The sequence below is a fragment of the Microbacterium sp. NPDC057658 genome (assembly GCF_042799975.1).
GTDB lineage: Bacteria > Actinomycetota > Actinomycetes > Actinomycetales > Microbacteriaceae > Microbacterium.
Map to the genome: position 1 here is coordinate 535,264 of NZ_JBHVHT010000002.1, position 23,421 is coordinate 558,684.

The following is a 23,421-nucleotide window of genomic DNA, read 5'->3' on the forward strand; positions in this document are numbered from 1 at the left end:
TCAGGAGCGCTCGTCCAGGAGGACCCGGACGCCCGCCTCCAGCTCGGCGACGGCCGTTGCGGCCGCCTCGGCGGAATCACCCGTGGCGTCGATGTACACCTTGAGCTTCGGCTCCGTGCCGCTCGGCCGGACGATCACCCGCGAGCCGTCCGAGAGCCGGTACCGCAGCACGTCTCCGGAGGGCTGCCCCGGAGCGCTCTGCAGCAGGTCCTCGGCCGACGCGATCGAACGCCCCGCGATCTGGGTGGGCGGAAGTGAGCGCAGCGACAGCATCACCGAGCCGATGAGCGACAGATCCGCCACCCGCACCGACACCTGCGCGCTCGCGAAGTGCCCGTACGTGTCGCCGACCTCGCGGACGAGATCGGCGAGGGTGAGCCCGCGCTCCTGCGCCTCGGCGGCCAGGCCGAGCACGGCGACCGCGGCGGAGATGCCGTCCTTGTCGCGCACGGTCTCGGGGTTGACGAGGTAGCCCAGGGCCTCCTCGAAGCCGAAGACGATGCCAGGCGCCCGGGAGATCCACTTGAAGCCGGTGAGCGTCTCGTGGAAGTCCAGCCCGTGGTGGGCGGCGATGGCGCCGAGCCCGGGGGAGGAGACGAGCGAGCAGGCGAGCGAGGCGCCCGGGGTGCCGTCCGCGGCGCGCGCGGCGCGGGCACCGAGCAGCAGGCCGACCTCGTTGCCCGTGAGGCGGCGCCAGCCGTCCGCGGCGGTCTCGTCCGGGATGGCCACGGCGAGGCGGTCGGCGTCCGGATCGTTCGCGAGGATGAAGTCCGCCTTCGCCCTCCGGGCCGTGGCGAACGCGAGATCCATGGCCCCCGGCTCCTCGGGGTTCGGGAAGGAGACCGTGCGGAACGTCGCGTCCGGATGCAGCTGCTCGGCGACCACGATCGGTCGCGGGTAGCCGGCGGCATCGAGGATGCGGGCGACCGTCTCCCAGCCGACGCCGTGCATCGCGGTGTAGACCCAGCGCAGGCGGCGGGCCCCCGCGGGCGCCGGGGCGACGGCGGCGGTGGCGGCGACGTAGGCCTGGACGAGATCCTCGCCCGCGGTCTCGTAGGCGGTGGACCGCGGCAGAGCCCGCACGTCGCCGCTGTCCGCGACCCGCTGGATGTGGGCGGCGATCTCGGCGTCGGCGGGAGCGACGATCTGCGAGCCGGCATCCGCGCCGCCGAGGTACACCTTGTAGCCGTTGTCGTCCGGCGGGTTGTGGCTCGCGGTCACCATCACGCCGGCGTCGGCGCCGAGGTGCCGCACGGCGAAGGCCAGCACGGGCGTCGGCAGCAGGCGGGGGAGCAGGATCGCGCGCAGGCCGGCCCCGGCGAACAGCTCCGCGGAGTCCTGGGCGAACACCCGGGAGTTCCGGCGTCCGTCGTAGCCGATCACGACCGTCGGCGTCGCCCCGGCGGCCCGCTCGCGCAGGTACGCCGCGAAGCCCGCCGCGGCCTGGGAGACGAGCACCCGGTTCATCCGGTTGCTCCCGGCCCCGAGGGCGCCGCGCAGTCCCGCCGTCCCGAACGCGAGACGGCTGCCGAAGCGGTCGTCGAGCTCCGCCAGAGCGGCCTCGTCCCCGTAGGCGGCCCGGGTGACGATGCCGGCGAGCTCGTCGCGGGTCTGCGGATCCGGGTCCTGGCGCAGCCAGGCGCGGGCCTGGGCGAGCCGCTCCTCGCTCACAGGGCCTCGACCACCCGGGCCAGCAGGGCGGAGATCACCGGCTCCGCCTCGCGTCCGGCTTCGATGACCTCGGCGTGGCTGAGCGGCGTCTGCTGGATGCCGGCGGCGAGGTTCGTGATGAGCGAGAACCCGAGGATCTCCATGCCGGCCTCGCGCGCGGCGATCGCCTCGAGCGCGGTGGACATGCCGACGATGTGCCCGCCGATGTGCTTCGCCATCTGCACCTCGGCCGGTGTCTCGTAGTGCGGGCCGCGGAACTGCGTGTAGACGCCCTCGTCGAGCGTGGGGTCGACCGTGCGGGCGATGTCGCGCAGGCGCGTCGCGTACAGGTCGGTGAGGTCGATGAACGTCGCGCCCTCGAGCGGGGAGTCGGCGGTGAGGTTGATGTGGTCGCTGATGAGCACGGGCTGACCGGGCTTCCACGTCTCGCGGATGCCGCCGGCGCCGTTGGTGAGGACCATGATCTTCGCCCCGGTCGCCGCGGCGGTGCGGACGCTGTGCACGACCCGGCGCACGCCGTGGTTCTCGTAGTAGTGCGTGCGGGCGCCGATGACGAGGACGTTCTTCCCGCCCGGCGTCCGGATGCTGCGCAGGGTGCCGACGTGGCCCTCCAGAGCGGGCTTCGAGAATCCGGTGACCTCGGTCGCGGGGATGGTCGCGACGGTCTCGCCGATGAGGTCGGCCGCCTTGCCCCAGCCGCTGCCGAGCGTGAGGGCGATGTCGTGCTTCTCGACGCCGGTCAGCCGCGCGATGTCGGCGGCGGCTTCGGCTGCGACCTCGAACGGGTTCGCAGCGGGGTCGTCGAGGGGGTTGCTGTGGGTTTCAGGCATGGATCCACTCTAGGAAGTGGCAGGCTCCGGTGCCAGGATTGCGGAAGAATGGAGAGCATGTCTTCCACCACTTTCGAGCGCACTCAGCGCGTCGCCGTCCTCGGCGGCGGACCCGGCGGTTACGAGGCGGCCCTGGCGGCCGCCCAGCTCGGAGCGGAGGTCACCCTCGTCGAGCGCGTCGGTGTCGGCGGTTCGGCCGTGCTCACCGACGTCGTGCCGTCGAAGAGCCTCATCGCGACGGCGGACGCCGCGGTCGCCATCTCCGAGGCCAGCGACCTGGGCGTGAACTTCTACGCCAAGGGCGAGAACGGCAAGCCGCTCAAGCCGGAGATCGCGATCAACCTCGCCGCCGTGAACAAGCGCCTCGTGGCGCTGGCCGGTCAGCAGTCCGAGGACATGCGCACCACCCTCCTCGACGCGGGCGTGCGGATCCTCTCCGGTCACGGCCGGCTGGAGGGTCCGAACGCGATCGTCGTCTCCACGGGCGAGCGGGGCACGGACTTCGACCGCGTCGAGGCCGACACCATCGTCGTCGCGGTCGGCGCCTCGCCGCGCGAGCTCGACTCCGCCAAGCCCGACGGCAAGCGCATCCTCACGTGGACCCAGCTCTACGACATGAAGGCGCTGCCCGAGCACCTCATCGTCGTCGGCTCCGGCGTGACCGGCGCGGAGTTCGCGTCCGCCTACATGAACCTCGGGGCGAAGGTCACGCTCGTCTCCAGCCGCGAGCAGGTCCTCCCCGGCGAGGACCAGGATGCGGCGCGGGTGCTGGAGAAGGTGTTCAAGCGTGGCGGCATGCAGGTGCTGTCCAAGTCGCGGGCCGAGAAGGTCGAGGTCACAGGTGACGGCGTCACCGTGACCCTGTCGGACGGCCGCACCGTCGAGGGCAGCCACTGCCTCATGGCTGTCGGCTCCATCCCGAACACCGCGGGCATCGGCCTGGAGGAGGCCGGCGTCGAGCTCGACGACTCCGGTCACGTCCGGGTGAACCGCGTCGCGCGCACCTCGGTGCCGAACGTGTACGCGGTCGGGGACTGCACGAACTTCTTCCCGCTGGCCTCGGTGGCCTCGATGCAGGGGCGGACGGCGGTGTTCCACGCGCTGGGGGACATCGTCATCCCGCTCGAGCTCATCAAGATCACCTCCAACATCTTCACGGCGCCGGAGATCGCGACCGTCGGCTACGGCGTCAAGGACGTGGAGGACGGCCTCGCCGACGGCATGGTCTACAAGCTCCCGCTGGCCGCCAACCCGCGCGCGAAGATGATGGGCATCAAGGACGGCTTCGTCAAGCTCATCGCCCGCAAGGGCTCCGGCACGGTGATCGGCGGCGTGATCGTGGCCCCGAAGGCCTCCGAGCTCATCTACCCCATCGCGATCGCGGTCGAGCGTCGCCTCACCGTGGACCAGGTCTCCCGCGTGTTCGCCGCGTACCCCTCGCTCTCGAGCAGCATCACCGACGCGAGCCGCGCGATGCACCTCGTGAACATCTCCTGACCGAGACCCCGCGCAATCGCCGAGACCCCGGGCTGCAGACATCTGCAGCCCGGGGTCTCGGCGTGAAAGCGGGGTCTCGGGGTCAGGAGATCGTGAGGAGCTGGTGGCCGGCGGAGACCGTGGTGCCCGCGGCGGCGTCGATGTTGCCCACCACGCCGTCCTTGTGCGCCTGCAGCGGCTGCTCCATCTTCATCGCCTCGAGGACGACGACGAGGTCGCCCTTGACGACCTGCTGCCCCTCCTCGACCGCGACCTTGACGACCGTGGCCTGCATCGGCGACTTCACCGCGTCACCGGACGCACCGGCGTTGGCGACCGTGGCGTGGCTGCGGCGCGACGGCGGCACGGCCGCCGGGCGGCCGGTGGTGCCGGGCGCGACCGCGACGCGATCGGGCAGGCTGACCTCGAGGCGCTTGCCGCCGACCTCGACAACCACGGTGTGCCGGGCGTTCGCCGGAGCCGGCGCCTCGAGCTCGCCGTCCCACGCGGGGATGTCGTTGTCGAACTCGGTCTCGATCCAGCGCGTGTACACCCCGAACGTCCCGTCCTCGGCCGTGAAGGCGGGGTCGCGGACGACCTTGCGGTGGAAGGGGATGACGGTGGGCAGACCGGCGACCTCGAACTCGTCGAGGGCCCGACGCGCGCGCTCCAGGGCCTCGGCGCGGTCCTTGCCGGTGACGATGATCTTCGCGAGCAGCGAGTCGAACGCGCCGGAGACCGCGTCTCCGGCCGTCACACCGGAGTCGAGGCGGATGCCGGGGCCGCCGAAGGTCTTGAAGACGTGGATGGGGCCCGGCTGGGGGAGGAATCCGCGACCCGGGTCCTCGCCGTTGATGCGGAACTCGATGGAGTGGCCCTGCGGCTGGGGGTCGTCGTAGTCGATCGTGCCGCCGGCGGCGATGCGGAACTGCTCGCGGACGAGATCGATGCCGGTGACCTCCTCGGACACCGGGTGCTCGACCTGGAGGCGGGTGTTCACCTCGAGGAAGGAGACCGTGCCGTCGGCGCCGATGAGGAACTCGCACGTGCCCGCGCCGACGTAGCCGACCTCCTTGAGGATGGCCTTGGACGCCGAGTAGAGCTTCTCGTTCTGCTCGGGCGTGAGGAACGGGGCCGGTGCCTCCTCCACGAGCTTCTGGTGCCGGCGCTGCAGCGAGCAGTCGCGAGTCGAGATGATGACGACGTTGCCCTCGGCGTCGGCGAGGCACTGGGTCTCGACGTGGCGGGGCTTGTCGAGGTACTTCTCCACGAAGCACTCGCCGCGGCCGAAGGCGGCGACGGCCTCGCGGGTGGCGGATTCGAACAGCTCCTCGACCTCGTCGAGCTCGCGGGCGACCTTGAGGCCGCGTCCGCCGCCGCCGTAGGCCGCCTTGATCGCGATCGGCAGACCGTACTCCTGGGCGAAGGCGACGACCTCGTCGGCACCGGAGACCGGGCCGGGGGTGCCGGGCGCGAGGGGCGCGCCGACCTTCTCGGCCACGTGGCGGGCGGTGACCTTGTCGCCGAGCGCCTCGATCGCCTCCGGGGAGGGGCCGATCCAGATCATCCCGGCGTCGATCACCGCGCGCGCGAATTCGGCGTTCTCCGCGAGGAAGCCATAGCCGGGGTGCACGGCGTCGGCACCGGCGCGGCGGGCGACGGAGAGGATCTTCTCGATCTGGAGGTACGTCTCGGCGCTGGTCGCGCCACCGAGCGCATACGCCTCGTCGGCCAGGCGCACATGCAGCGCGTCCCTGTCCTGGTCGGCGTAGACGGCGACCGAGGCGATCCCGGAGTCACGAGCGGCACGGACGATGCGGACGGCGATCTCGCCGCGGTTGGCGACGAGCACCTTCGCGATTTCAGGCATGGTTGCCAGCCTAGCGAGTAGCATCCCGATACTTTTGACGACTCTCGACAAGAAAGAGGGAAAAACGTGGAGGGGAGTCTACGACCACAGATCCGTCCACCGGACCCCGAGGTCGGCGGTGAGGCGGCGCACGGTGGACAGCGACATGCCCACCACGGTGGAGGGATCGCCCTCGACCCGGGTGATGAAGGCGCCGCCGAGGCTGTCCACGGTGAAGGCCCCGGCGACGTGCAGCGGTTCCCCCGATGCCACGTACGCGGCGATCTCCTCATCGCCGATGTCCTCGGCGAACGTCACGGCGGCCTCCGCGACCGCGGTCGCCTCGACGAGAGCCGCGCCGGGGGAGACACGGAACACGGAGTGCCCGGAGTGCAGCACGCCCGTGGCACCGCGCATCTCCTGCCACCGGCGTGTGGCCTCCTCCGGCGTGTAGGGCTTGCCGTACACCCGCTCCCCGAGCGCGAACATCGAGTCCCCGCCGATGACGATGCCGTCGAACGCGCCCTCGGCGGCCAGCCGCTCGGCGACGGCCGCGGCCTTGGCGCGGGCGAGCAGCAGCACCAGGTCGGCGGGTGCGACGGGACCCATGCGCTCCTCGGCCGCGGCGGCGAGGGCGTCCTCGTCCACCTCCGGCGACAGCGTGAGGGGTTCGATGCCGGCCTGACGCAGCAGCATGAGCCGGGCGGGGGAGGTGGAGGCGAGGCAGACGCGCATGGAGACCACCGTATCCTCGAAGGATGACTTCCTCCGCAGCCGACGTGCTCGATCTCGACATCACCGGCATCGCCCACGGAGGCACCTTCATCGCCCGTCACGAAGGCCGCGTGATCTTCGTCTCGGACGCGGTCCCGGGCGAGCGCGTCCGTGCCCGCCTGCTGGATCCGTCCCCCGCCGCCGGGGAGCCGGACACCCGGAGCTTCTGGCGCGCCGAGACGCTCGAGGTCCTCGACGCCTCCCCGCATCGCCGGCCGCACATCTGGCCGGAGGCGGACGTCGCGCACGACCCCGCCCAGCGACCCGGCGGCGCCGACCTCGGGCACATCGAGCTCGACCACCAGCGCGCGCTCAAGCGACAGGTGCTGGCGGAGGCGTTCGACCGCTTCGCCGGTCCCGGACTCGAGGCCCCGGAGATCGAGGCCGTGGAGTCCGGCGACGGGACGGGGTGGCGCACGCGGGTGACCCTGCACGTCGACGATGCCGGGCGGATCGGTCCCTTCGCCGCCCGCAGCCACCGCGTCGTGCCGGTGTCGACCTACCCGCTCGCCCGCCCCGAGATCGCCGAGGCCGCCCTGGCCCTGCAGGGCGAGAAGCCGGGGCGCATCGAGCTCGTGGAGCCCGCGGACGGTCGCGTGCGCATCCTCCGGCACCCCGAGGCCGAGCGCCGGGCGCCCAGGGACCGCCGCCCCCGGCCGAAGCCCGAGGTGGTGCAGGAGCGCGTCGGCGACCGCACGTTCGACGTCGACGCCGGCGGGTTCTGGCAGGTGCACCCCCGCGCCGCCTCCGTCCTCGACGGCGCCGTGTACGGGCTGCTCGACGGACACGTGGAGCCGGACGCGACGCACTACGACCTGTACGGCGGAGTGGGCCTGTTCGCGCGGACTCTCGCGGATCTCGGCGGCACCGACGTCGTGACCGTCGAATCCAGCCGCCGCGCGACGCAGCACGCCGCCGCGAACCTCGCCCCGCTCGACGTGACCGCCGTCACGGCCCGGGTCGACCGCTTCCTGCAGCAGCCGCGGCGCGGGGGCGCGACGGGGGCGGTGGTGCTCGACCCGCCCCGGTCCGGCGCCGGGCGCGCGGTCGTGGAGGGCGTGCATGCGCTGGCTCCGTCCGCGATCGCCTACGTCGCCTGCGACCCTGTCGCCCTCGCGCGCGACCTCGGTACCTTCCGGGGCCTGGGGTGGCAGGTCGACGCGCTCCGCGGGTTCGACCTCTTCCCGCATTCGCATCACTTCGAGGTCGTCGCCCTGCTCACCCGGTGAGCGCATTCCCGGCCCCCGGTCCGCGACTCACTAGGCTGTGGGCATGAGCACCGTCGCCCTCATCGACGACCACGAGTCCGTCCGCCTCGGCCTCGAGGCCGCGTGCGCCAGGGACGGGCAGACCGTCGTGTTCACCGGGAGCACGGTCGGCTCCTACCTCGTGTGGCGGTCCTCCACGGGTGCCCCGCCGGCCGACGTCGTCGTGCTCGACCTGACGCTGGGGGACGGGACGACGGTGACGGAGAACGTCGTGTCCCTCGTCGCCGACGGCGCCAGCGTCGTGATCCACAGCGTCGCCGACCGGCCCGCAGCGGTACGGGAGGCGCTGGCGGCGGGGGCGGCCGGTGTCGTCAGCAAGTCGTCGGCCCTCGACGACGTGCTGGACGCGATCCGCACCGTGGCGCAGGGCGAGGCGCTGAACAACGTCGAGTGGGCGAGTGCGGTCGACGGCGACCGCGCGTTCGCCGACGCGCAGCTGTCCAGCCGCGAGCGGGAGGTGCTGCGTCTGTACGCGACGGGCCTGCCGCTGAAGGCCGTGGCCGAGCGTCTCGGCGTCGCGTACTCCACGGCGAAGGAGAACATCACCCGGATCCGGGTGAAGTACGTCGAGGTCGGTCGGCCGGCGCCCACCAAGGTCGATCTGCTGCGGCGCGCGATGGAGGACGGCATCGTGACGGCCGACGGGGCGCCGAGTGCCCGCTGAGCCGCTGAGCGTCCGCGACGCCTGGAGCAAGATCCCTTCTCCCGGCAGCGCGGAGAACGGCTTCGAGCGGTTCACCGGCAAGCGGATGGAGCGCATCCTCGCGATCGTCGTCGCCCTGGGGTCGGCCGTGCTCGGAGCGCAGGCGCTGATCGCGGCCGTGCAGACGATGTCCCGCGCGGACGCGCCCCACATCTCGATGCTCGTCGCCGTCTTCGTACCGCTGACCGCGATGCTCGTCGCCTGTCTGGTCGGACGCGGCGTGCGCCTGGCCGCGGGGGTGTTCGCCGTCGTGTACGTGCTCGCGCTCGCGGCGTGGCCCGTCGTCGTCGACCCCACGGACAAGGTGGCGGGCGACCAGCCGTGGATCTTCTTCCTCGTGAACGTGGGCGTGGTGGCGGCGATGCTGGCCTTCCCCGTGCGGTTGCAGTTCGCATGGGCCGTCGGCGTGCCCTTCGTCTACGGGTACGTGCGTCTGGTGCAGGGGGAGTTCTCCCGGGAGTTCTGGGTGACGACGGCGTTCGACGTCTCCTTCACGCTGATCCTCGGCGTCGTGATCGTGTCGCTCGGCTGGATGTTCCGTTCGGTCGCCGCGGGCGTGGACGAAGCGCGGGGGACGGCCGTGGCCTCGTATGCCACGGCGGCCGCGGCCGCGGCTGCGGAGGAGGAGAGGGTCGCGATGTCGGCCCTCATGCACGACAGCGTCCTCGCGGCTCTCATCGCCGCCGAGCGCGCGGAGGGCGAGCGGGCACGGGAGCTCGCCGTGGCGATGGCCAGGGAGGCCCTCACGCGGCTCGCGAACACCGAGGCGGCGGTCGCGGAGGAGGGCAGCGACGAGCCGGTGGGGGCCGCGCAGATCGTCGTGGAACTGCGACGAGCACTCTCCGAGCTGGGCGCGGACGCCATCGTGGAGGAGCGCGGCGGCAGCGGCCTCATCCCGGGGCGGGCCGCGCGGGCCCTCGTGCTCGCCGCCCGCCAGGCGATCGGGAACGCCGTCGCGCATGCCCACGGTCGTGGTCTGCACATCCTCGTCGTCGGTCACGGTGACGAGGGCATCGCCGTGACGATCTCGGACACCGGTGGCGGCTTCGACGTCGACGCCATCGGTCCCGACCGGCTCGGCATCCGCGCCTCGATCCTCGCCCGCATGGCCGGTGTGGCCGGGACCGCGCATATCTCCTCGGATGCGGAAGGCACCGTCGTGACCCTGGGGTGGGAGCGCTCATGAACCGGACCGTCCGCAGCGTCGCCACCTCGCTCGCCGTCGGCTTCGCGCTGTACTTCGTCGCCCGGGGGATCTGGTGGATCGAGCAGCCGACGGCTCCGCTGCTCATGGTCCTCGCCATCGCCGTGTACCTCGTGGTGGTGAACATCGCGATCCTCGGGAGTCCGGTCACGGTGCGCATGCCGCTGTGGTCGGCGCTCCTCGCCCTCGGAGCGAGCGCGGTCATCCCGGTGCTGGTCACCCTCTCGCTGGATCCCGACGATCGGACGGCGCCCTTCGCCACCTGGTACATCGGAGCCCTGGGGCTGCTCGGCATCGTCTGCGTGGTCCGTCGCCGCGCGTGGGCGGGCTGGGCGACGCTGGTCGTGCTCGTCGTCGCCGCCTCCGCCCCCCTCGGGTTCGGAGTGGCGTTGAACCTCGGCGTCGTGGGGTCGATCATGTGGGTCGCGGTCGCCCAGCTCCTGGTGATGTTCTGGGACCGCGCCGTGAGCGACACGGAGCGCCTGTCGGAGATCCAGCAGGCGGTGTCGGCCTGGCACGCGACGCAACGGGTGCGCCAGCGCGAGCGCCGCCTCCGTACCCAGTTCGCCCTCGCGGTCGCCGGCCCCGTCCTCAGCCGGGTGGTGGCGTCACGCGGCCAGCTCGACGAGGACGAGCGGCTGGAGGCGCGGCTCGCCGAGGGGCGCCTCCGCGACGAGCTGCGCGGGGCGGACCTGCTGAACGACGACGTCCGCAACGCAATCGATGCCGCCCGCCGTCGCGGCGCCTCGGTGACCGTGTTCGACGAGGGCGGACTCGACGGCGTCGACGAGGGCCGCCGCATGGAGATCCGCGACGAGCTCGCGTCGGTGCTCCGCAGCGCCGGGACGGGGCGCATCATCATCCGCTCCGCACGAGACCCGCTCGTCGCCGTCACCGTCGTCGGTCGCGCGGGTCTGCGGGCATCGGACGACGATTCCGTAGACCTGTGGCACGAGATCACGAGAGCGCGGCGCGGGACGACGTCCGACGCGCGGAGATGAGAGTGGGCGAGGGGCGGCGAATCCGCCTGCCCCTCGCCGTGCGGACAGTTACCCGAAAACCGTCCGCTGGTGGCCGATCAGCGTCTGTCTACCCTGGGACAGAGAGACCAGCCGAACGCGAAGCGTCTCCTCTAGTCTGCGGTCCCGAGCAACGGTTGTCTGTAGGTATTTTGGGGGACAAGATCCGGGCCGGAACTCAGCCGGCGAAACGTCCCCAGGGGATGTCCCGGCGCAGGGGCCGGCGCAGCGGACGCTGGGTGCGGGTCCACGCGGAGACCCGCGGCTCCTCGACCGTCGCCTCCGCCTGCTCGTTCGCATAGGCGTCCCCCAGAACCGCGATGAGGGCAGCGAGCTCCTCCTCGTTCGCGGTGCCGCGGGTGACCTCCAGCATCACGGGCGCAGGCGCCGCCCCGTCGACGGCGGGTTCCTGGCCGCTCACAGCGGGATGTTCCCGTGCTTCTTCGGGGGCAGCTCGGCACGCTTGCCCCGCAACGCCCGGAGAGCCTTCGCGATGGCCACCCGCGTGTTCGCCGGCTCGATGATCCCGTCGAGCTCGCCGCGCTCGGCCGCGAGGAAGGGCGAGGCCACGTTGTACGTGTACTCGTTCGCGAGGCGCGTGCGGACCGCCGCCACGTCTTCGCCCGCTTCCTCCGCCTTGCGGATCTCCCCGCGGTAGAGGATGTTGACGGCGCCCTGTCCGCCCATCACGGCGATCTCGGCGGTCGGCCAGGCGAGGTTCACGTCGGCGCCGAGCTGCTTCGACCCCATGACGATGTACGCGCCGCCGTAGGCCTTGCGGAGGATGACGGTCACGAGCGGCACGGTGGCCTCCGCGTACGCGTAGAGGAGCTTGGCGCCGCGGCGGATGACGCCGGTCCACTCCTGGTCGGTGCCCGGGAGGTAGCCGGGGACGTCGACGAGGGTCACGATGGGGACCGAGAACGCGTCGCAGAAGCGCACGAACCGGCTCGCCTTCTCGCCGGCCTCGATGTTGAGCGTTCCCGCCATCTGGGACGGCTGGTTGGCGATGATGCCGACCGAGCGGCCCTCGATGCGTCCGAAGCCGATGACGATGTTCGGCGCGAACAGCGGCTGCACCTCGAGGAAGTCGCCGTCGTCCACGACGTGCTCGATCACGGTGTGGATGTCGTACGGCTGGTTCGGGGAGTCCGGGATGAGCGTGTTGAGCGTGCGGTCCGCGTCGGTGGTCTCGAACTCGAACGCGCTCTCGTAGGAGGGCAGCTCCGCCATGTTGTTGTCCGGCAGGAAGCCGAGGAGCGTGCGGGCGTAGTCGATCGCGTCGTCCTCGTCCTCGGCCAGGTAGTGCGCGACACCGGAGCGGGTGTTGTGCGTGTAGGCGCCGCCGAGCTCCTCCATGCCGACGTCCTCGCCGGTGACGGTCTTGATCACGTCGGGTCCGGTGACGAACATCTGGCTGGTCTTGTCGACCATGATGACGAAGTCGGTGAGGGCGGGGGAGTAGACCGCGCCGCCGGCCGCCGGGCCCATGATGATCGAGATCTGCGGGATCACGCCCGAGGCGCGGGTGTTGAGGCGGAAGATCTCGCCGTACTTGCCGAGGGCGACGACGCCCTCCTGGATCCGCGCGCCGCCCGAGTCGAGGATGCCGATGCAGGGCATGCCGCCCGCCAGGGCGAACTCCATGATCTTGACGATCTTCTCGCCGGCGACCTCGCCCAGCGACCCGCCGAAGGTGGAGAAGTCCTGCGAGTACACGGCGACCGTGCGGCCGTGGATGGTGCCGACGCCGGTCACCACGGAGTCGCCGTACGGACGCGAGCGATCCATGCCGAACGCGGTCGTGCGGTGCCGCACGTACTCGTCGAACTCGACGAAGCTGCCGGGATCGACGAGGAGTTCGATGCGCTCGCGGGCGGTCATCTTGCCCTTGGCGTGCTGCTTCTCCTTCGCCTTGGCCTCGGCGTCGACGACGGCCTCGGTGTAGCGAGCGCGCAGGTCCGCGATCTTTCCGGCGGTGGTAAAGGGGTCGGGCTTGTCCGTCACGGATTCCACCCTAGCGTCGGCTCTGCGCCGTCCGTTGGATGATCGGCACAACGGGGCGGCGGATCCTTTGGCGAGGTGCGCGCTCGCTCACCCCGCGGTCGTGTCGGAACCCGGTCGCGGCGGCAACCCGTGATCGCCCTCGGCGGGACCGGCGTCGAGCTCTTCCGTGGGGTGCTCGCGTCGGCGACCGGCGATCTCGCCGACCCGGTGCCCGACCCATCCCGCGCCGCGCGCCACGGTGCCCGCGGCTCCCGCGACCGCGTTGCCGGCGTAGCGCGCTCCACGCAGCATCCGCAGCTCGACCTTCTCGGCGCCGGGCACGGGCTCCAGCTCCGCGGGGAGGGTGAGCGGTGCGGCTCCGAAGGCCCGGTGCGAGGTGGTGAGGACCCGGCGTCCGAGGATGTGGTTGCCCGCGCCGCCGATCGCCGCGCCGATGCCGAACGGCATCGCCTTGCCGAGGAACGATGCCCCGCCCTTGGCCGCGAACTGCTTCACGAACATCCCCTTGAGCTGGTCCACGAGCGGTCCCACGGCGGCGCGGGGGAGCGACTTCGTCACCAGCTCGCCCCAGTACGCCGATCGGCTGCTGCCGCGACCGGTGACCTGCCGGGCGAGCTGTCCGACGAGGTCGACGCCCTCCTTGCCGAGCATGAGGGTCATGACGAGAGCGCGTGCGCGGTCGGGGTTGCCGACGGCGATGCCGTGCACCTCGGCGACCGACTGCGCGAAGAGGGCGGTGGATTCCACGAACCCAACGGTCTCGACGCCGGAGAGGGCGAGCGTGATGCCCGTGCCGATACCGGGGACCACGGCGGTCGCCCCCACCGCGGCCCCGCCCGTCGTGACGGCTGCGAGATAGCGGCGCTCCAGGATCCGGATGATCTCGTCGGGGGTCGCGTGCGGGTTGCGCAGCCGGATGCTGCGGATGTGGGCGAGGACCAGCGGGCGCTGGATCGAGAGCACCCGATCGAGCCCGCGGACCATCATCGGGTGCTCGGGGGAGCCGACCGGGGGCACGCCCTTGTCCCACGGGGCGTCGTCCGGCAGGGAGTGGATCTTGTGCACCTTGGGGGCCATGTGCCGATCCTATGAAGCGCGACCGCGAAAACACCGAGAGCCCCGGTCCGTGGCGGAACGGGGCTCTCGGAGGGGAGCGTCACACGAAGAGGTTCGCGCGCTCCAGGTCTTCCGCGAAGTCGACCTCGACCGCGTACAGGTCGGAGACGTCCATCGGCTCGAGCAGCAGGCCGTCCTCGGCGATCGCCAGCTCGAGACCGCGCTCGAAGTAGTCCTGATCCTCGACCCGCTGCAGCTGGCGCATGAACGCCTTCTTGAAGCCGGAGGAGATGTAGTTGATGCCGACCGCCTCGCCGAGGCCGCCCTTGACGGACTTCGACAGCTCCTTGATGAAGCCCTCCGCGGTGACGGTGTACTTCACCTCTTCGTCGCTGACCTTGGCGGTGTTGACGGTGACGAACGACTGGTCGCGCTCGATGTACGCGGCGGCGCGGCCGAGGATCATCGGGTCGAAGACGACATCGCCGTTCATCCACAGCACACCGCTCCTGCCGGTGGCGCCCAGGGCGCGCAGGAGGCTCTTCGAGGTGTTCGTCTCGTCGTAGCGGTCGTTGTGGACGTAGTTCACGGAGGGGAAGGCCTCGATGATCGTCTCCGCGCGGTAGCCCACCACCGTGGTGATGCGGGCGTCGGAGCCGAAGGCGGCGCGGATGTTGTCGTGCTGCTGGCCCATGATCGTGCGGCCGTCGCTGAGCTCGGTGAGCGGCTTGGGCAGCGCGCGGCCGAGGCGGGAGCCCATGCCCGCGGCGAGGATGACGGTCTGAAGAGTCACGAATACTCCTAAAGGAAGTTGTGTTCACGGCCGGTTCACCGACCAGACACTTCGTCGTGCCGGGAATCATGGTAGCGATTCCCCCTGGAAAGCCCGGGGCCAGGTGGGCCCCGTTGCCATTTCGTGACCGAGTACACACGCAACGCACAGGGACGACAACCCCCTTGCAAAACCGGCGGACAACGGGTTCAGGTGGCGGAATCGCGCGTGGGGCCTTGGCTCTCAGCCACCCGTTGATACCGTAGGACGGTGACTTCCTCCCCTGATGACCCCACCCCCCAGGCAGAGGGAGCCGAGACTCCGGCCGAGGCCCCCGCGCCCGTTCGGAAGCCGGCCGCCAAGAGGCCTGCCTCGTCCTCTGCCGCCGCGAAGAAGGTAGCCGCGACCTCGACCGCCGGCACGTCCGCCGCGGACGCGTCGACGGCGAAGAAGAAGACCGCGGCGAAGACCCCTGCGGCGAAGACCCCTGCGGCGAAGACCCCTGCGGCGAAGACCACGAACGCGAAGACGACGAGCGCGAAGACCGCGGCCTCGACGTCCACCGCTGCGAAGGCCACGGCGGCGAAGTCCCCGGCGACGAAGACCACCGGTGCGACGTCGACCTCAGGCAAGACCGCGGGTGCGAAGGCCGCTTCGGCGAAGACCACCACGACGAAGTCCTCCACGACGAAGTCCTCCACGACGAAGTCGTCCGCGGCGAAGTCGTCCGCGGCGGCGAAGGCACCCGCGGCGAAGTCTCCCGCGGCGAAGTCTCCCGCGGCGAAGAAGCCGGTCGCCGCGCCGACCAAGGCCGCGGCCGAGAAGGCGGCCCCCTCGTCCGAGGTCGTGGTGGAGCCCACGCCCGCAGCGAGCGTGGATCCCGCCGCTGCGCGCACGGCCTCCGCAGCCCGAACGGCCGCGATGAAGAACACCGCGGCGCGCACCACCGGCTCGAAGCGTCCGTCCGCGACGACCACGAAGCCGAGCACGGCTGCCGCCAGGACGACGGCCGCCAAGACGGCTGCGGCCAAGGCCGCGGCGGCGAAGACGGCCGCCGCGAAGGCATCGGCGGCCAAGACGACGGCCAAGACCACCGCCGCCAAGACCGCGGCGGCGAAGGCGGCCGCGGCCAAGGCGGCTGCCGCGAAAGCCGCGGAAGCAGAGGCGGCGGAAGCAGGTGCTGCGGAAGCAGAGGCGGCGGAAACAGAGGCAGCGGAAACAGAGGCTGCGGAAGCACAGGTCGCTGCGGAGACGCAGCCGGAGGACTCCGGCGCCGTGTCGTCGCCGACCGCGTCCGCAGAGGCCATCGACACCGCCTCAGCCGAGACGGCGTCGGACGACGGAACCGCCGAAGCTGCGACGCTCGTCGAGGACCCCGCGGTCACCGAGGACCGTGCCACGGAGCCCGCCGTCGAGGTATCCGACACCGCTCTGCCGGTGACGACGGAGCCCGCGGCCGAAGACGGCCGCGTCGCGGAGGTCGAGATCGTCGAGGTGGTCGACGCGGTGATCGCCGAGGAGCCGCCGGCGGAAGCCGATGACGACGCGGCGGCGGAGCCCGGCACCGAGGCCATCCGCATCCGCGGCCTCGTGAAGCAGTTCGGCGAGAACCGCGCGGTCGACGGCATCGACCTCACGGTGCCCGCGGCCTCCTTCTACGGCATCGTGGGGCCGAACGGCGCCGGCAAGACCACGACCCTGTCGATCGTCGCCGGCCTCCTGCGCGCCGACGAGGGCAGCGTCCTCATCTGCGGCATCGACCAGGCGACCGACCCGCTCGCTGCGAAGCGCGTGATGGGCGTGCTGCCCGACCGGCTGCGCACCTTCGACCGCCTCACCGGGCGTCAGCTGCTCTATTACTACGGACTGCTCCGCGGGCTCGCCGCCGACGTCATCGAGAAGCGCACCGGCGACCTCGCCAGGGCCTTCGACCTCGGCGACGCCCTGAACCGGGTGGTGTCCGATTACTCGGCCGGCATGACGAAGAAGATCATGCTCGCGGGCGCGATGATCCACTCGCCCCGCGTGCTCGTCCTCGACGAGCCGTTCGAGTCCGTCGACCCCGTGTCGTCCGCCGTGATCCTCGACATCCTGCGGGCGTACGTGTCGCACGGTGGCACGGTGATCCTGTCGAGCCACGGCATGGACCTCGTGGAGCGCGTGTGCTCCCGGGTGGCGATCATCGTGAACGGCGAGGTGCTCGCCGAGGGCACGATCGACGAGGTGCGCGCGGGCCAGACGCTCGAGTCCCGATTCGTGGAGCTCGCGGGCTCCAGCGGCGAGGTGGAGGGGCTCGAGTGGCTGCACACGTTCTCCGACTGAGGTTCGCGCTCCTCCTGGGCGCTCTGCGCGGGGAACACCGGGTGCGCACCCTGCTCTCCTTCGGCGCGGTGATCGCGGTCACCGTGGTGGTGTGCGTGGCGGTGTTCAGCCTCGGCGGCGCCCCCGTCCCGGTATCCAAGGCGGTGACGGTGCTCGGCGGGGCGGCCGTCCTGCTCGGCTTCCTCGTGGGGCCGCTGCTCGTGGGGGCCGTCGACCAGCTCGATCCGCGGCGCTTCGCGGTGTTCGGCGTCGACGAGCGGAAGATGCCCTGGGTGCTCGCGATCGCGTCGCTCGTCAGCGTCCCGAGCCTCGCACTCCTCGCGGTCTACATCAGCGTGACCGTCGTCGCGATCAGGGCCGGCGCGCCGTGGCTCCAGGCCGTCCTCCTGGCGCTGATGGGGCTGCTGTCGACCATCCTCCTCTCGCGGGTGGGGATGGCGCTCAACGCGCTCCTGCTTCCGGAGCGCCGCTCCCGGGAGCTGACCGCGTTGTTCGCCCTCGCCCTGATCGTCATCGCGTTCCCCGTCGCCGTGTTCCTCGGCTCCCTCCGCTGGGACGGCGAGGTGCCGGCATCGCTGGCGACCCTGACCTCCGTGATCGGCTTCACCCCGCTCGCCGCCTCCCCGGCGGCGATGTTCGCGGCGGCGGAAGGGGAGACGGCCGCGGCCTGGGTCAGCGGCCTCGTGGCCGTCGTCACCCTGGCCCTGCTGTGGCTCGCCTGGACCTGGTTCGTGCGTCGCCTGCTCACCACGACCGAGCGTCCGGTGGCGGCACGGGAACGGAGCGGACTCGGCTGGTTCGGTCTCCTGCCCTCGAACGCCTTCGGCGCCATCGCGGCGCGGAGCCTCGTGTACTGGCTGCGCGACCGCCGGTACATCATGAACATCATCGTGGTGCCGGTGGCCGGCGTGCTCACCGTGTTCCCCCTCATCGTCGCGGGTGTGCCGGTCGAGATCGCCGCCCTCGTGCCCGTGCCCGTCATGGCCCTGTTCTTCGGCTGGCTGCCCCACAACGACGTCGCCTATGATTCCACGGCCCTGTGGACCCACGTCGCGAGCGGCGTCCGCGGTCTTCCCGACCGTCTCGGGCGCCTCGTGCCGGTGCTGCTCGTCGCCGTCCCCGTGCTGGCGATCGCGGTGCCGCTCTCGCTGCTCCTCGCCGGTCGGTGGAGCCTCCTCCTGCCGCTCGTCGGTCTCGGAGCGAGTCTGCTTTTCAGCGCCCTCGGGATCTCGAGCGTGGTGTCCGTGGTCGCGCCCTACGCGGTCTCCCGCCCGGGGGACAGCCCGTTCCAGCAGCCGCAGCGGCCGACGTCCCGCGGCGTGTACGGGCCTGCGGCGGCGTTCCTCGGCGCGATCATGCTGAGTGTGCCGACGATGTGGCTGTTCGCGGCGAGCATCGTCGCCGATTCCGGCTACGCGCCCGCGGCGTTCTGGGTCGGCATCCTCACCGGGATCGCGGTGTTCCTCGGGGGAGCCGTGCTCGGCGGCCGCATCTTCGAGCGCAGCGGCGAACGTCTGATGGAGTTCGTCGAGACCGCGTGAGACCGCCCCGCCGAGGGGGAGACGCGGCTAGAATCGCGGGATGAGTACTCCGCTGGACAGCCCCGATCAGGGCGGCGTGGCAACGCTTGATCGCGAACTGGAAGAACTCCTCCGCGAGGAGAACATCGAACCGGGCGACCACGAGCGCTTCTCGCACTACGTCAAGAAGGACAAGATCCTCGAGTCGGCGATCACGGGCAAGCCCGTCCGCGCCCTCTGCGGCAAGAAGTGGACGCCGGGCCGCGACCCCGAGAAGTTCCCGATCTGCCCGACGTGCAAGGAGATCTACGAGTCGATGGTCCGCTGACCCCGGTCAGTCGGCCTCGACGTAGACCGTCGGGATCGCGGGGTCGGACTTGCTGAGCGCGAGCGCGCGCACCGGCAGCTCTTCGCGGACGCGCAGGTGGTGTGCGCGGGCGGCGGCGGTCCCCGCAGCACCCTCGAAGGCGCTGTCGATCTCCCCGCCGTCGACGAGGGTCACCTGGAGCGGGCGCCCGTCGGGGTGCTCGGCAGGCGTGTCGAGCGCTTCGAACCCGTCGGAGACGACGACCGTCTCCGACGCGGCGACTCCGTCGCTGAGCGTGCGGAACGCCGCCTTGCGGCCGCCGAACGAGGCCTTGTCGGCGGATGCCTTGGCGACCCCGATCCACGAGCCGTCGGCATCCTGCCGGGCCACGAGCTTGTAGACCATGCTCGCGGTGGGATATCCGGAACCCGTCACGACGGACGTGCCCACGCCGTACGCGTCCACGGGCGACGCGGCGAGAGCGGCGATCGCGTACTCGTCGAGATCGCTCGTGACCGTGATGCGGGTCTCGGTGGCGCCGAGCTCGTCGAGCTGTGCGCGCACCTCTGCGGCGACGATCGGGAGGTCGCCGGAGTCGATGCGGACGCCCCCCAGCCCGGTCCCGGCCACCCGGATCGCGGTCTCGACGCCGGTGCGGATGTCATAGGTGTCCACGAGGAGCGTGGTGTCCACGCCCATGCTCTCGACCTGCGCGCGGAAGGCGTCCTCCTCGCTGTCATGCAGCAGGGTCCACGAGTGGGCGGCGGTGCCCATGGTCGGGATGCCCCAGGAGCGACCGGCCTCGAGGTTGCTCGTGGCGCCGAAGCCGGCGATGTAGGCCGCCCGCGCCGCGGCCACGGCGGAGCGCTCCGCCGCGCGGCGCGAGCCCATCTCGGCGAGCGGCCGCTCCCCGGCGGCGATGCTCATGCGCGCGGCGGCCGTGGCGACGGCGGAGTCGTGGTTGAGCACGCTCAGCGCCAGCGTCTCCAGGACCACCGCGTCCGCGAACGAACCCTCGACCGTGAGGATGGGCGACCCGGGGAAGTAGAGCTCGCCCTCGCGGTAGCCGCGGATGGTCCCGGTGAAGCGGTAGCGCTCCAGGGAGGCGAGGGTCTCGGCGTCGACGACGTGCTCGTCGCGGAGGAAGCGCAGCTCGTCGTCCCCGAAGCGGAAGTCGCGGAGCAACCCGAGCAGCCGCCCGGTGCCGGCCACGACGCCGAAACGGCGTCCGCCGGAGAGACGCCGGGAGAAGAGCTCGAAGACGCTCGGTCGGGACGCGGTGCCGTCCCGGAGCGAGGCGGCGAGCATCGTGAGCTCGTAACGGTCGGTGAGCAGCGCCGTCGACGTGGTCATGCGCTCAGCTTAGTGAGCGCCGCGATGCACGCGGCGCCGCGCACGCGGGTAGGCTTGGGGGTCATGAACGACGCGCCGATCGGGATCTTCGACTCCGGTGTCGGCGGGCTCACGGTGGCCAGGGCCATCCGGGCCCAGCTGCCCCGCGAATCGTTCGTCTACATCGGCGACACCGCGCACTCGCCGTACGGCCCCAAGCCCATCGCCGACGTGCGCCGCTACGCGCTCGAGGTGTTGGACACGCTGGTCGACCAGGGCGTGAAGATGCTCGTGATCGCCTGCAACACCGCCTCCGCGGCCATGCTGCGCGATGCGCGCGAGCGCTACGACGTGCCCGTCGTCGAGGTGATCGGTCCGGCCGTCCGGCGGGCGGTCTCGACGACGCGGAACGGCCGCGTCGGTGTGATCGGCACGGTCGGGACCATCGGCTCCCGGGCGTACCAGGACATGCTCGAGGTTAACGAGCGCCTGCAGGTGTTCACGGCGGCCTGCCCCCGGTTCGTCGAGTTCGTCGAGGCCGGCGTGACCGGGACCCCCGAGGTGCTCGCCGTGGCCGAGGAGTACCTCGCGCCGCTGCGGGAGGCCGACGTGGACACGCTCGTCCTCGGCTGCACGCACTACCCGTTCCTCCGTGGTGCCATCAGCTACGTCATGGGGGAGGGCGTGACCCTGGTCTCCAGCGACGACGAGACCGCGGGCGACGTGTACCGCCAGCTCGTGCGCGGCGATTTGCTGGCGCCGCCCGACGCCACCGCGACCTACGTCTACGAAGCCACGGGCGCCTCCGCCGATGACTTCACGGCGCTCGCGAACCGGCTCATGGGCCGTGAGGTGCGCGATGTGCAGCTCGTCCAGACCGGCGTCATCACGCTTCCCGATTCCGCCCTCGACGCGCGCTGAGCCCGTCGCTCCATCCCCGACCGAGAGAAGCACATGACCGACATCGTCCGCGCCGACGGCCGTTCCACCTCGCAGCTCCGCGAGATCACCATCGAGCGCGGCTGGAGCGCGCAGGCCGAAGGCTCGGCTCTCATCAGCTTCGGCGGGACGAAGGTGCTGTGCACCGCCTCGTTCACGAACGGCGTGCCCCGGTGGCTCACCGGCAAGGGCAAGGGCTGGGTTACGGCGGAGTACGCGATGCTCCCGCGCGCGACGAACAGCCGCAACGACCGGGAGAGCGTGAAGGGGCGCATCGGCGGCCGCACGCACGAGATCTCCCGCCTCATCGGACGCGCTCTCCGCGCCGTCGTCGACACCAAGGCGCTGGGCGAGAACACCATCGTCATCGACTGCGATGTGCTCCAGGCCGACGGCGGCACCCGCACGGCGGCGATCACCGGCGCCTACGTCGCCCTGGCGGACGCGATCGAATGGGGCCGGGACAAGAAGTTCATCGGCAAGAACTCGACGCCGCTGCTCGACTCGGTCTCCGCGGTGTCGGTCGGCATCGTCGACGGGGAGCCGATGCTCGACCTCGCCTACGTCGAGGACGTGCGGGCCGAGACCGACATGAACGTCGTCGTGACCGGCCGCGGCCTGTTCGTCGAGGTGCAGGGCACGGCCGAGGGAGCGCCGTTCGACAAGCGCGAGCTCGACGCGCTCCTCGACCTCGGGGTCGCCGGCTGCGCGGAGCTGAAGGACCGGCAGCTCGCCGCTCTGGCGGGAGCCTGAGCATGCGCGTCGTCCTCGCGACCCACAACCCGCACAAGGTGGCGGAGTTCCAGCAGATCGTGCAGCAGACGCGGCCCGACCTGGAGGTCGTCGCCTACGACGGTCCCGAGCCGGTCGAGGACGGGGTGACGTTCGCGGAGAACGCGCTCCTCAAGGCGCGAGCGGCCGCCGCGCACACCGGCCTCGCGGCGCTCGCCGACGACTCCGGCATCTGCGTGGACGTGCTCGGCGGGTCGCCCGGGGTGTTCTCGGCGTACTGGGCAGGACAGAAGAAGGACGCCACGGCGAACCTGGAGCTGCTGCTCGACCAGCTGCGTGACATCGCCGACCCGCATCGCTCGGCGCACTTCACCTCGACCATCGCCCTCGTCCTCCCGGACGGTCGCGAGCACGTCGTCGAGGGGATCTGGCCCGGACGCCTCGCCCACGACGCCTCCGGGGGCGGCGGTTTCGGCTACGACCCGATCTTCATCCCGGACGGCCAGCCCGACGGCGCGGAGCGCACCGTGGGGGAGTTCACGGCGGAGGAGAAGCAGTCGCAGTCGCATCGCACCCGCGCCTTCACGGCGCTCGTGCCGCTGCTCGCCGCGCTCTGAGGATCCCGCAGAAGAACCCCTGCTGACGGTGAGAATCGTTACTGTTCCCGACTAGGCGGAAACGGCCTCTCCGCACCCGATGCCGGGCTAGCCTGGGGGCATGCACGATCACGCGCCCGCGCCCGGCGGTCTCCGTTCGGCGAGCAGCCGTCGCCTGCTCGCGATCTCGCTGACCCTCACGGCGACCGTGATGATCGTGCAGGTCGTCGGAGCCCTCCTCACGGGCTCGCTCGCGCTGCTCGCGGACGCCGCGCACATGTTCACGGACGCCTCGGCGCTCGTGATCGCCCTCATCGCCGCGACCGTGGCGGCGCGGCCCGCGGACGACCGGCGGACGTTCGGCTATCAGCGGGCCGAGGTGTTCGGCGCCCTCATCAACGCGGTCATCCTCATCGCCCTCGCCACCGTCGTCGCCGTGCAGGGGGTGCAGCGGCTGCTGAACCCCTCCGAGGTCGAGGTCGCCGGTGGGCTGATGCTCGTCGTCGCGGTCGTCGGCCTCGTCGCCAACGCGGTGTCGATGTGGCTGCTCAGCCGGGCCCAGCGCACGAACCTGAACGTGCGGGGCGCCTACCTCGAGGTGATGGGCGACCTGCTCGGCTCGCTCATGGTCATCATCGCGGCGGGCGTGATCCTCGTGACGGGCTGGATGCCGGCCGACGCGCTCGCCTCGCTGTTCATCGCGGCGATGATCATCCCGCGGGCGTTCGTGCTGCTCAAGGAGGTGTTCTCCGTGCTCGCCGAGTCGGCCCCGAAGGGCATGGCCGTCGGCGAGATCCGCACCCACCTGCTCGGCTACGACGGCGTCGTCGGGGTCCACGACGTGCACGTGTGGCAGCTCACCCGCGGGGCGCCCGTCTTCACCGCGCACGTCAGCGTGCGACCGGACCTGCTGGCGGACGGCCGTTCGGCGGCCCTGTTGTCGGAGATGCAGGCGTGCCTCGCGGATCACTTCGACGTCGCGCACTCCACGTTCCAGATCGAGCCGGCCGAGCAGAGCGACTGCGAACCGCACCACGCCTGAGC

General features: G+C 71.5%; 22 protein-coding genes. 12 read left to right on the forward strand and 10 right to left on the reverse strand.

What is annotated here, in order from left to right; translation table 11 throughout:
* Together ACFU8V_RS16070 and ACFU8V_RS16075 are read right to left on the reverse strand one after the other, a co-directional pair.
* Positions 1-1,671 (reverse strand): phospho-sugar mutase, encoded by a 1,671-nt coding sequence (locus tag ACFU8V_RS16070; RefSeq protein ID WP_378872703.1) that lies wholly within the window; start codon positions 1,669-1,671, stop codon positions 1-3.
* A complete protein-coding gene (locus ACFU8V_RS16075; protein ID WP_338566422.1) occupies positions 1,668-2,501 on the reverse strand; it encodes a purine-nucleoside phosphorylase in 834 nt (277 codons plus the stop codon). Before ACFU8V_RS16075 ends, ACFU8V_RS16070 begins: the two co-directional genes overlap by 4 nt.
* 48 nt (positions 2,502-2,549) lie before the next feature.
* On the opposite strand from ACFU8V_RS16075, the gene ACFU8V_RS16080 reads away from it, so the two are divergent.
* Positions 2,550-3,998, forward strand: a complete 1,449-nt coding sequence (locus tag ACFU8V_RS16080; RefSeq protein WP_025105680.1) for an NAD(P)H-quinone dehydrogenase — start codon at positions 2,550-2,552, stop codon at positions 3,996-3,998.
* Between the two features lie 82 nt (positions 3,999-4,080).
* Here ACFU8V_RS16080 and ACFU8V_RS16085 read toward each other — a convergent pair whose 3' ends face one another.
* Together ACFU8V_RS16085 and ACFU8V_RS16090 are read right to left on the reverse strand one after the other, a co-directional pair.
* Positions 4,081-5,847, reverse strand: coding sequence for a biotin carboxylase N-terminal domain-containing protein (locus tag ACFU8V_RS16085; RefSeq protein WP_083370892.1), 1,767 nt, complete (start codon positions 5,845-5,847; stop codon positions 4,081-4,083).
* A 78-nt stretch (positions 5,848-5,925) separates the two neighbouring features.
* On the reverse strand, positions 5,926-6,561 hold the full coding sequence (locus tag ACFU8V_RS16090; RefSeq protein ID WP_126893618.1) for a nucleoside triphosphate pyrophosphatase: 636 nt from the start codon (positions 6,559-6,561) through the stop codon (positions 5,926-5,928).
* Positions 6,562-6,584: 23 nt separating this feature from the next.
* On the opposite strand from ACFU8V_RS16090, the gene ACFU8V_RS16095 reads away from it, so the two are divergent.
* The 4 genes from ACFU8V_RS16095 to ACFU8V_RS16110 are packed head-to-tail and all read left to right on the forward strand — an operon-like array spanning position 6,585 to position 10,776.
* Positions 6,585-7,829, forward strand: coding sequence for a class I SAM-dependent RNA methyltransferase (locus ACFU8V_RS16095; RefSeq protein ID WP_378872709.1), 1,245 nt, complete (start codon positions 6,585-6,587; stop codon positions 7,827-7,829).
* Positions 7,830-7,872: 43 nt separating this feature from the next.
* Positions 7,873-8,532: a response regulator transcription factor gene (locus ACFU8V_RS16100; protein WP_060923517.1), complete on the forward strand. Its 660-nt coding sequence runs from the start codon at positions 7,873-7,875 to the stop codon at positions 8,530-8,532.
* Positions 8,522-9,757, forward strand: coding sequence for an ATP-binding protein (locus ACFU8V_RS16105; RefSeq protein WP_126893620.1), 1,236 nt, complete (start codon positions 8,522-8,524; stop codon positions 9,755-9,757). The genes ACFU8V_RS16100 and ACFU8V_RS16105 overlap by 11 nt, the downstream gene beginning before the upstream one ends.
* On the forward strand, positions 9,754-10,776 hold the full coding sequence (locus ACFU8V_RS16110; protein ID WP_378872712.1) for a hypothetical protein: 1,023 nt from the start codon (positions 9,754-9,756) through the stop codon (positions 10,774-10,776). Before ACFU8V_RS16105 ends, ACFU8V_RS16110 begins: the two co-directional genes overlap by 4 nt.
* A 196-nt stretch (positions 10,777-10,972) precedes the next feature.
* On the opposite strand, the gene ACFU8V_RS16115 is transcribed toward ACFU8V_RS16110, so the two are convergent.
* The 5 genes from ACFU8V_RS16115 to ACFU8V_RS16135 form a co-directional block, all read right to left on the reverse strand.
* Positions 10,973-11,215, reverse strand: coding sequence for an acyl-CoA carboxylase subunit epsilon (locus tag ACFU8V_RS16115; RefSeq protein ID WP_253247416.1), 243 nt, complete (start codon positions 11,213-11,215; stop codon positions 10,973-10,975).
* On the reverse strand, positions 11,212-12,801 hold the full coding sequence (locus tag ACFU8V_RS16120) for an acyl-CoA carboxylase subunit beta (RefSeq protein WP_374209026.1): 1,590 nt from the start codon (positions 12,799-12,801) through the stop codon (positions 11,212-11,214). Before ACFU8V_RS16120 ends, ACFU8V_RS16115 begins: the two co-directional genes overlap by 4 nt.
* An 87-nt stretch (positions 12,802-12,888) precedes the next feature.
* A complete protein-coding gene (locus ACFU8V_RS16125; protein WP_315107380.1) occupies positions 12,889-13,878 on the reverse strand; it encodes a hypothetical protein in 990 nt (329 codons plus the stop codon).
* A 79-nt stretch (positions 13,879-13,957) separates the two neighbouring features.
* On the reverse strand, positions 13,958-14,650 hold the full coding sequence (locus ACFU8V_RS16130) for an NTP transferase domain-containing protein (protein WP_025105324.1): 693 nt from the start codon (positions 14,648-14,650) through the stop codon (positions 13,958-13,960).
* A gap of 188 nt (positions 14,651-14,838) precedes the next feature.
* The gene (locus tag ACFU8V_RS16135; protein WP_378872721.1) at positions 14,839-15,576 is read right to left on the reverse strand and encodes a hypothetical protein; all 738 of its coding nucleotides are present in this window, start codon (positions 15,574-15,576) and stop codon (positions 14,839-14,841) included.
* On the opposite strand from ACFU8V_RS16135, the gene ACFU8V_RS16140 reads away from it, so the two are divergent.
* Genes ACFU8V_RS16140 through ACFU8V_RS16150 form a run of 3 tightly spaced genes read left to right on the forward strand, consistent with a single transcriptional unit; the run spans position 15,551 to position 18,799 of the window.
* Positions 15,551-16,951 (forward strand): ABC transporter ATP-binding protein, encoded by a 1,401-nt coding sequence (locus ACFU8V_RS16140; protein ID WP_378872724.1) that lies wholly within the window; start codon positions 15,551-15,553, stop codon positions 16,949-16,951. The two genes, ACFU8V_RS16135 and ACFU8V_RS16140, sit on opposite strands and share 26 nt — an antisense overlap.
* On the forward strand, positions 16,927-18,492 hold the full coding sequence (locus ACFU8V_RS16145; RefSeq protein WP_126893623.1) for a hypothetical protein: 1,566 nt from the start codon (positions 16,927-16,929) through the stop codon (positions 18,490-18,492). Before ACFU8V_RS16140 ends, ACFU8V_RS16145 begins: the two co-directional genes overlap by 25 nt.
* Before the next feature lie 40 nt (positions 18,493-18,532).
* Entirely contained in the window at positions 18,533-18,799 is a 267-nt protein-coding gene (locus tag ACFU8V_RS16150) for a DUF3039 domain-containing protein (protein WP_025105320.1), read from the forward strand.
* Between the two features lie 6 nt (positions 18,800-18,805).
* Here ACFU8V_RS16150 and ACFU8V_RS16155 read toward each other — a convergent pair whose 3' ends face one another.
* A complete protein-coding gene (locus ACFU8V_RS16155) occupies positions 18,806-20,131 on the reverse strand; it encodes a nicotinate phosphoribosyltransferase (protein WP_378872728.1) in 1,326 nt (441 codons plus the stop codon).
* A 63-nt stretch (positions 20,132-20,194) separates the two neighbouring features.
* Here ACFU8V_RS16155 and murI point away from each other — a divergent pair, with 63 nt between their 5' ends.
* The 4 genes from murI (at position 20,195) to ACFU8V_RS16175 (ending at position 23,419) form a co-directional block, all read left to right on the forward strand.
* Entirely contained in the window at positions 20,195-21,031 is an 837-nt protein-coding gene (gene murI / locus ACFU8V_RS16160) for a glutamate racemase (protein ID WP_126893624.1), read from the forward strand.
* A gap of 33 nt (positions 21,032-21,064) precedes the next feature.
* On the forward strand, positions 21,065-21,802 hold the full coding sequence (rph, locus tag ACFU8V_RS16165; RefSeq protein WP_025105317.1) for a ribonuclease PH: 738 nt from the start codon (positions 21,065-21,067) through the stop codon (positions 21,800-21,802).
* A gap of 2 nt (positions 21,803-21,804) precedes the next feature.
* Positions 21,805-22,398 (forward strand): RdgB/HAM1 family non-canonical purine NTP pyrophosphatase, encoded by a 594-nt coding sequence (gene rdgB / locus ACFU8V_RS16170; RefSeq protein ID WP_378872733.1) that lies wholly within the window; start codon positions 21,805-21,807, stop codon positions 22,396-22,398.
* 100 nt (positions 22,399-22,498) lie between these two features.
* Complete coding sequence (locus ACFU8V_RS16175) at positions 22,499-23,419, forward strand: cation diffusion facilitator family transporter (protein WP_025105315.1); 921 nt, start codon at positions 22,499-22,501, stop codon at positions 23,417-23,419.
* The last annotated feature ends 2 nt before the right edge of the window (positions 23,420-23,421 follow it).

Excerpts from the sequence above, each read along its gene's own strand:
- ACFU8V_RS16075 (WP_338566422.1), bottom strand. The coding sequence starts at position 2,501 with ATGCCTGAAACCCACAGCAACCCCCTCGACGACCCCGCTGCGAACCCG.
- ACFU8V_RS16125 (WP_315107380.1), bottom strand. The coding sequence starts at position 13,878 with ATGGCCCCCAAGGTGCACAAGATCCACTCCCTGCCGGACGACGCCCCG.
- rdgB (WP_378872733.1), top strand. The coding sequence starts at position 21,805 with ATGCGCGTCGTCCTCGCGACCCACAACCCGCACAAGGTGGCGGAGTTC.
- ACFU8V_RS16080 (WP_025105680.1), top strand. The coding sequence starts at position 2,550 with ATGGAGAGCATGTCTTCCACCACTTTCGAGCGCACTCAGCGCGTCGCC.
- ACFU8V_RS16095 (WP_378872709.1), top strand. The coding sequence starts at position 6,585 with ATGACTTCCTCCGCAGCCGACGTGCTCGATCTCGACATCACCGGCATC.
- ACFU8V_RS16085 (WP_083370892.1), bottom strand. The coding sequence starts at position 5,847 with ATGCCTGAAATCGCGAAGGTGCTCGTCGCCAACCGCGGCGAGATCGCC.
- ACFU8V_RS16155 (WP_378872728.1), bottom strand. The coding sequence starts at position 20,131 with ATGACCACGTCGACGGCGCTGCTCACCGACCGTTACGAGCTCACGATG.
- ACFU8V_RS16100 (WP_060923517.1), top strand. The coding sequence starts at position 7,873 with ATGAGCACCGTCGCCCTCATCGACGACCACGAGTCCGTCCGCCTCGGC.
- ACFU8V_RS16110 (WP_378872712.1), top strand. The coding sequence starts at position 9,754 with ATGAACCGGACCGTCCGCAGCGTCGCCACCTCGCTCGCCGTCGGCTTC.
- rph (WP_025105317.1), top strand. The coding sequence starts at position 21,065 with ATGACCGACATCGTCCGCGCCGACGGCCGTTCCACCTCGCAGCTCCGC.
- ACFU8V_RS16150 (WP_025105320.1), top strand. The coding sequence starts at position 18,533 with ATGAGTACTCCGCTGGACAGCCCCGATCAGGGCGGCGTGGCAACGCTT.
- murI (WP_126893624.1), top strand. The coding sequence starts at position 20,195 with ATGAACGACGCGCCGATCGGGATCTTCGACTCCGGTGTCGGCGGGCTC.
- ACFU8V_RS16140 (WP_378872724.1), top strand. The coding sequence starts at position 15,551 with ATGAAGAACACCGCGGCGCGCACCACCGGCTCGAAGCGTCCGTCCGCG.
- ACFU8V_RS16175 (WP_025105315.1), top strand. The coding sequence starts at position 22,499 with ATGCACGATCACGCGCCCGCGCCCGGCGGTCTCCGTTCGGCGAGCAGC.
- ACFU8V_RS16090 (WP_126893618.1), bottom strand. The coding sequence starts at position 6,561 with ATGCGCGTCTGCCTCGCCTCCACCTCCCCCGCCCGGCTCATGCTGCTG.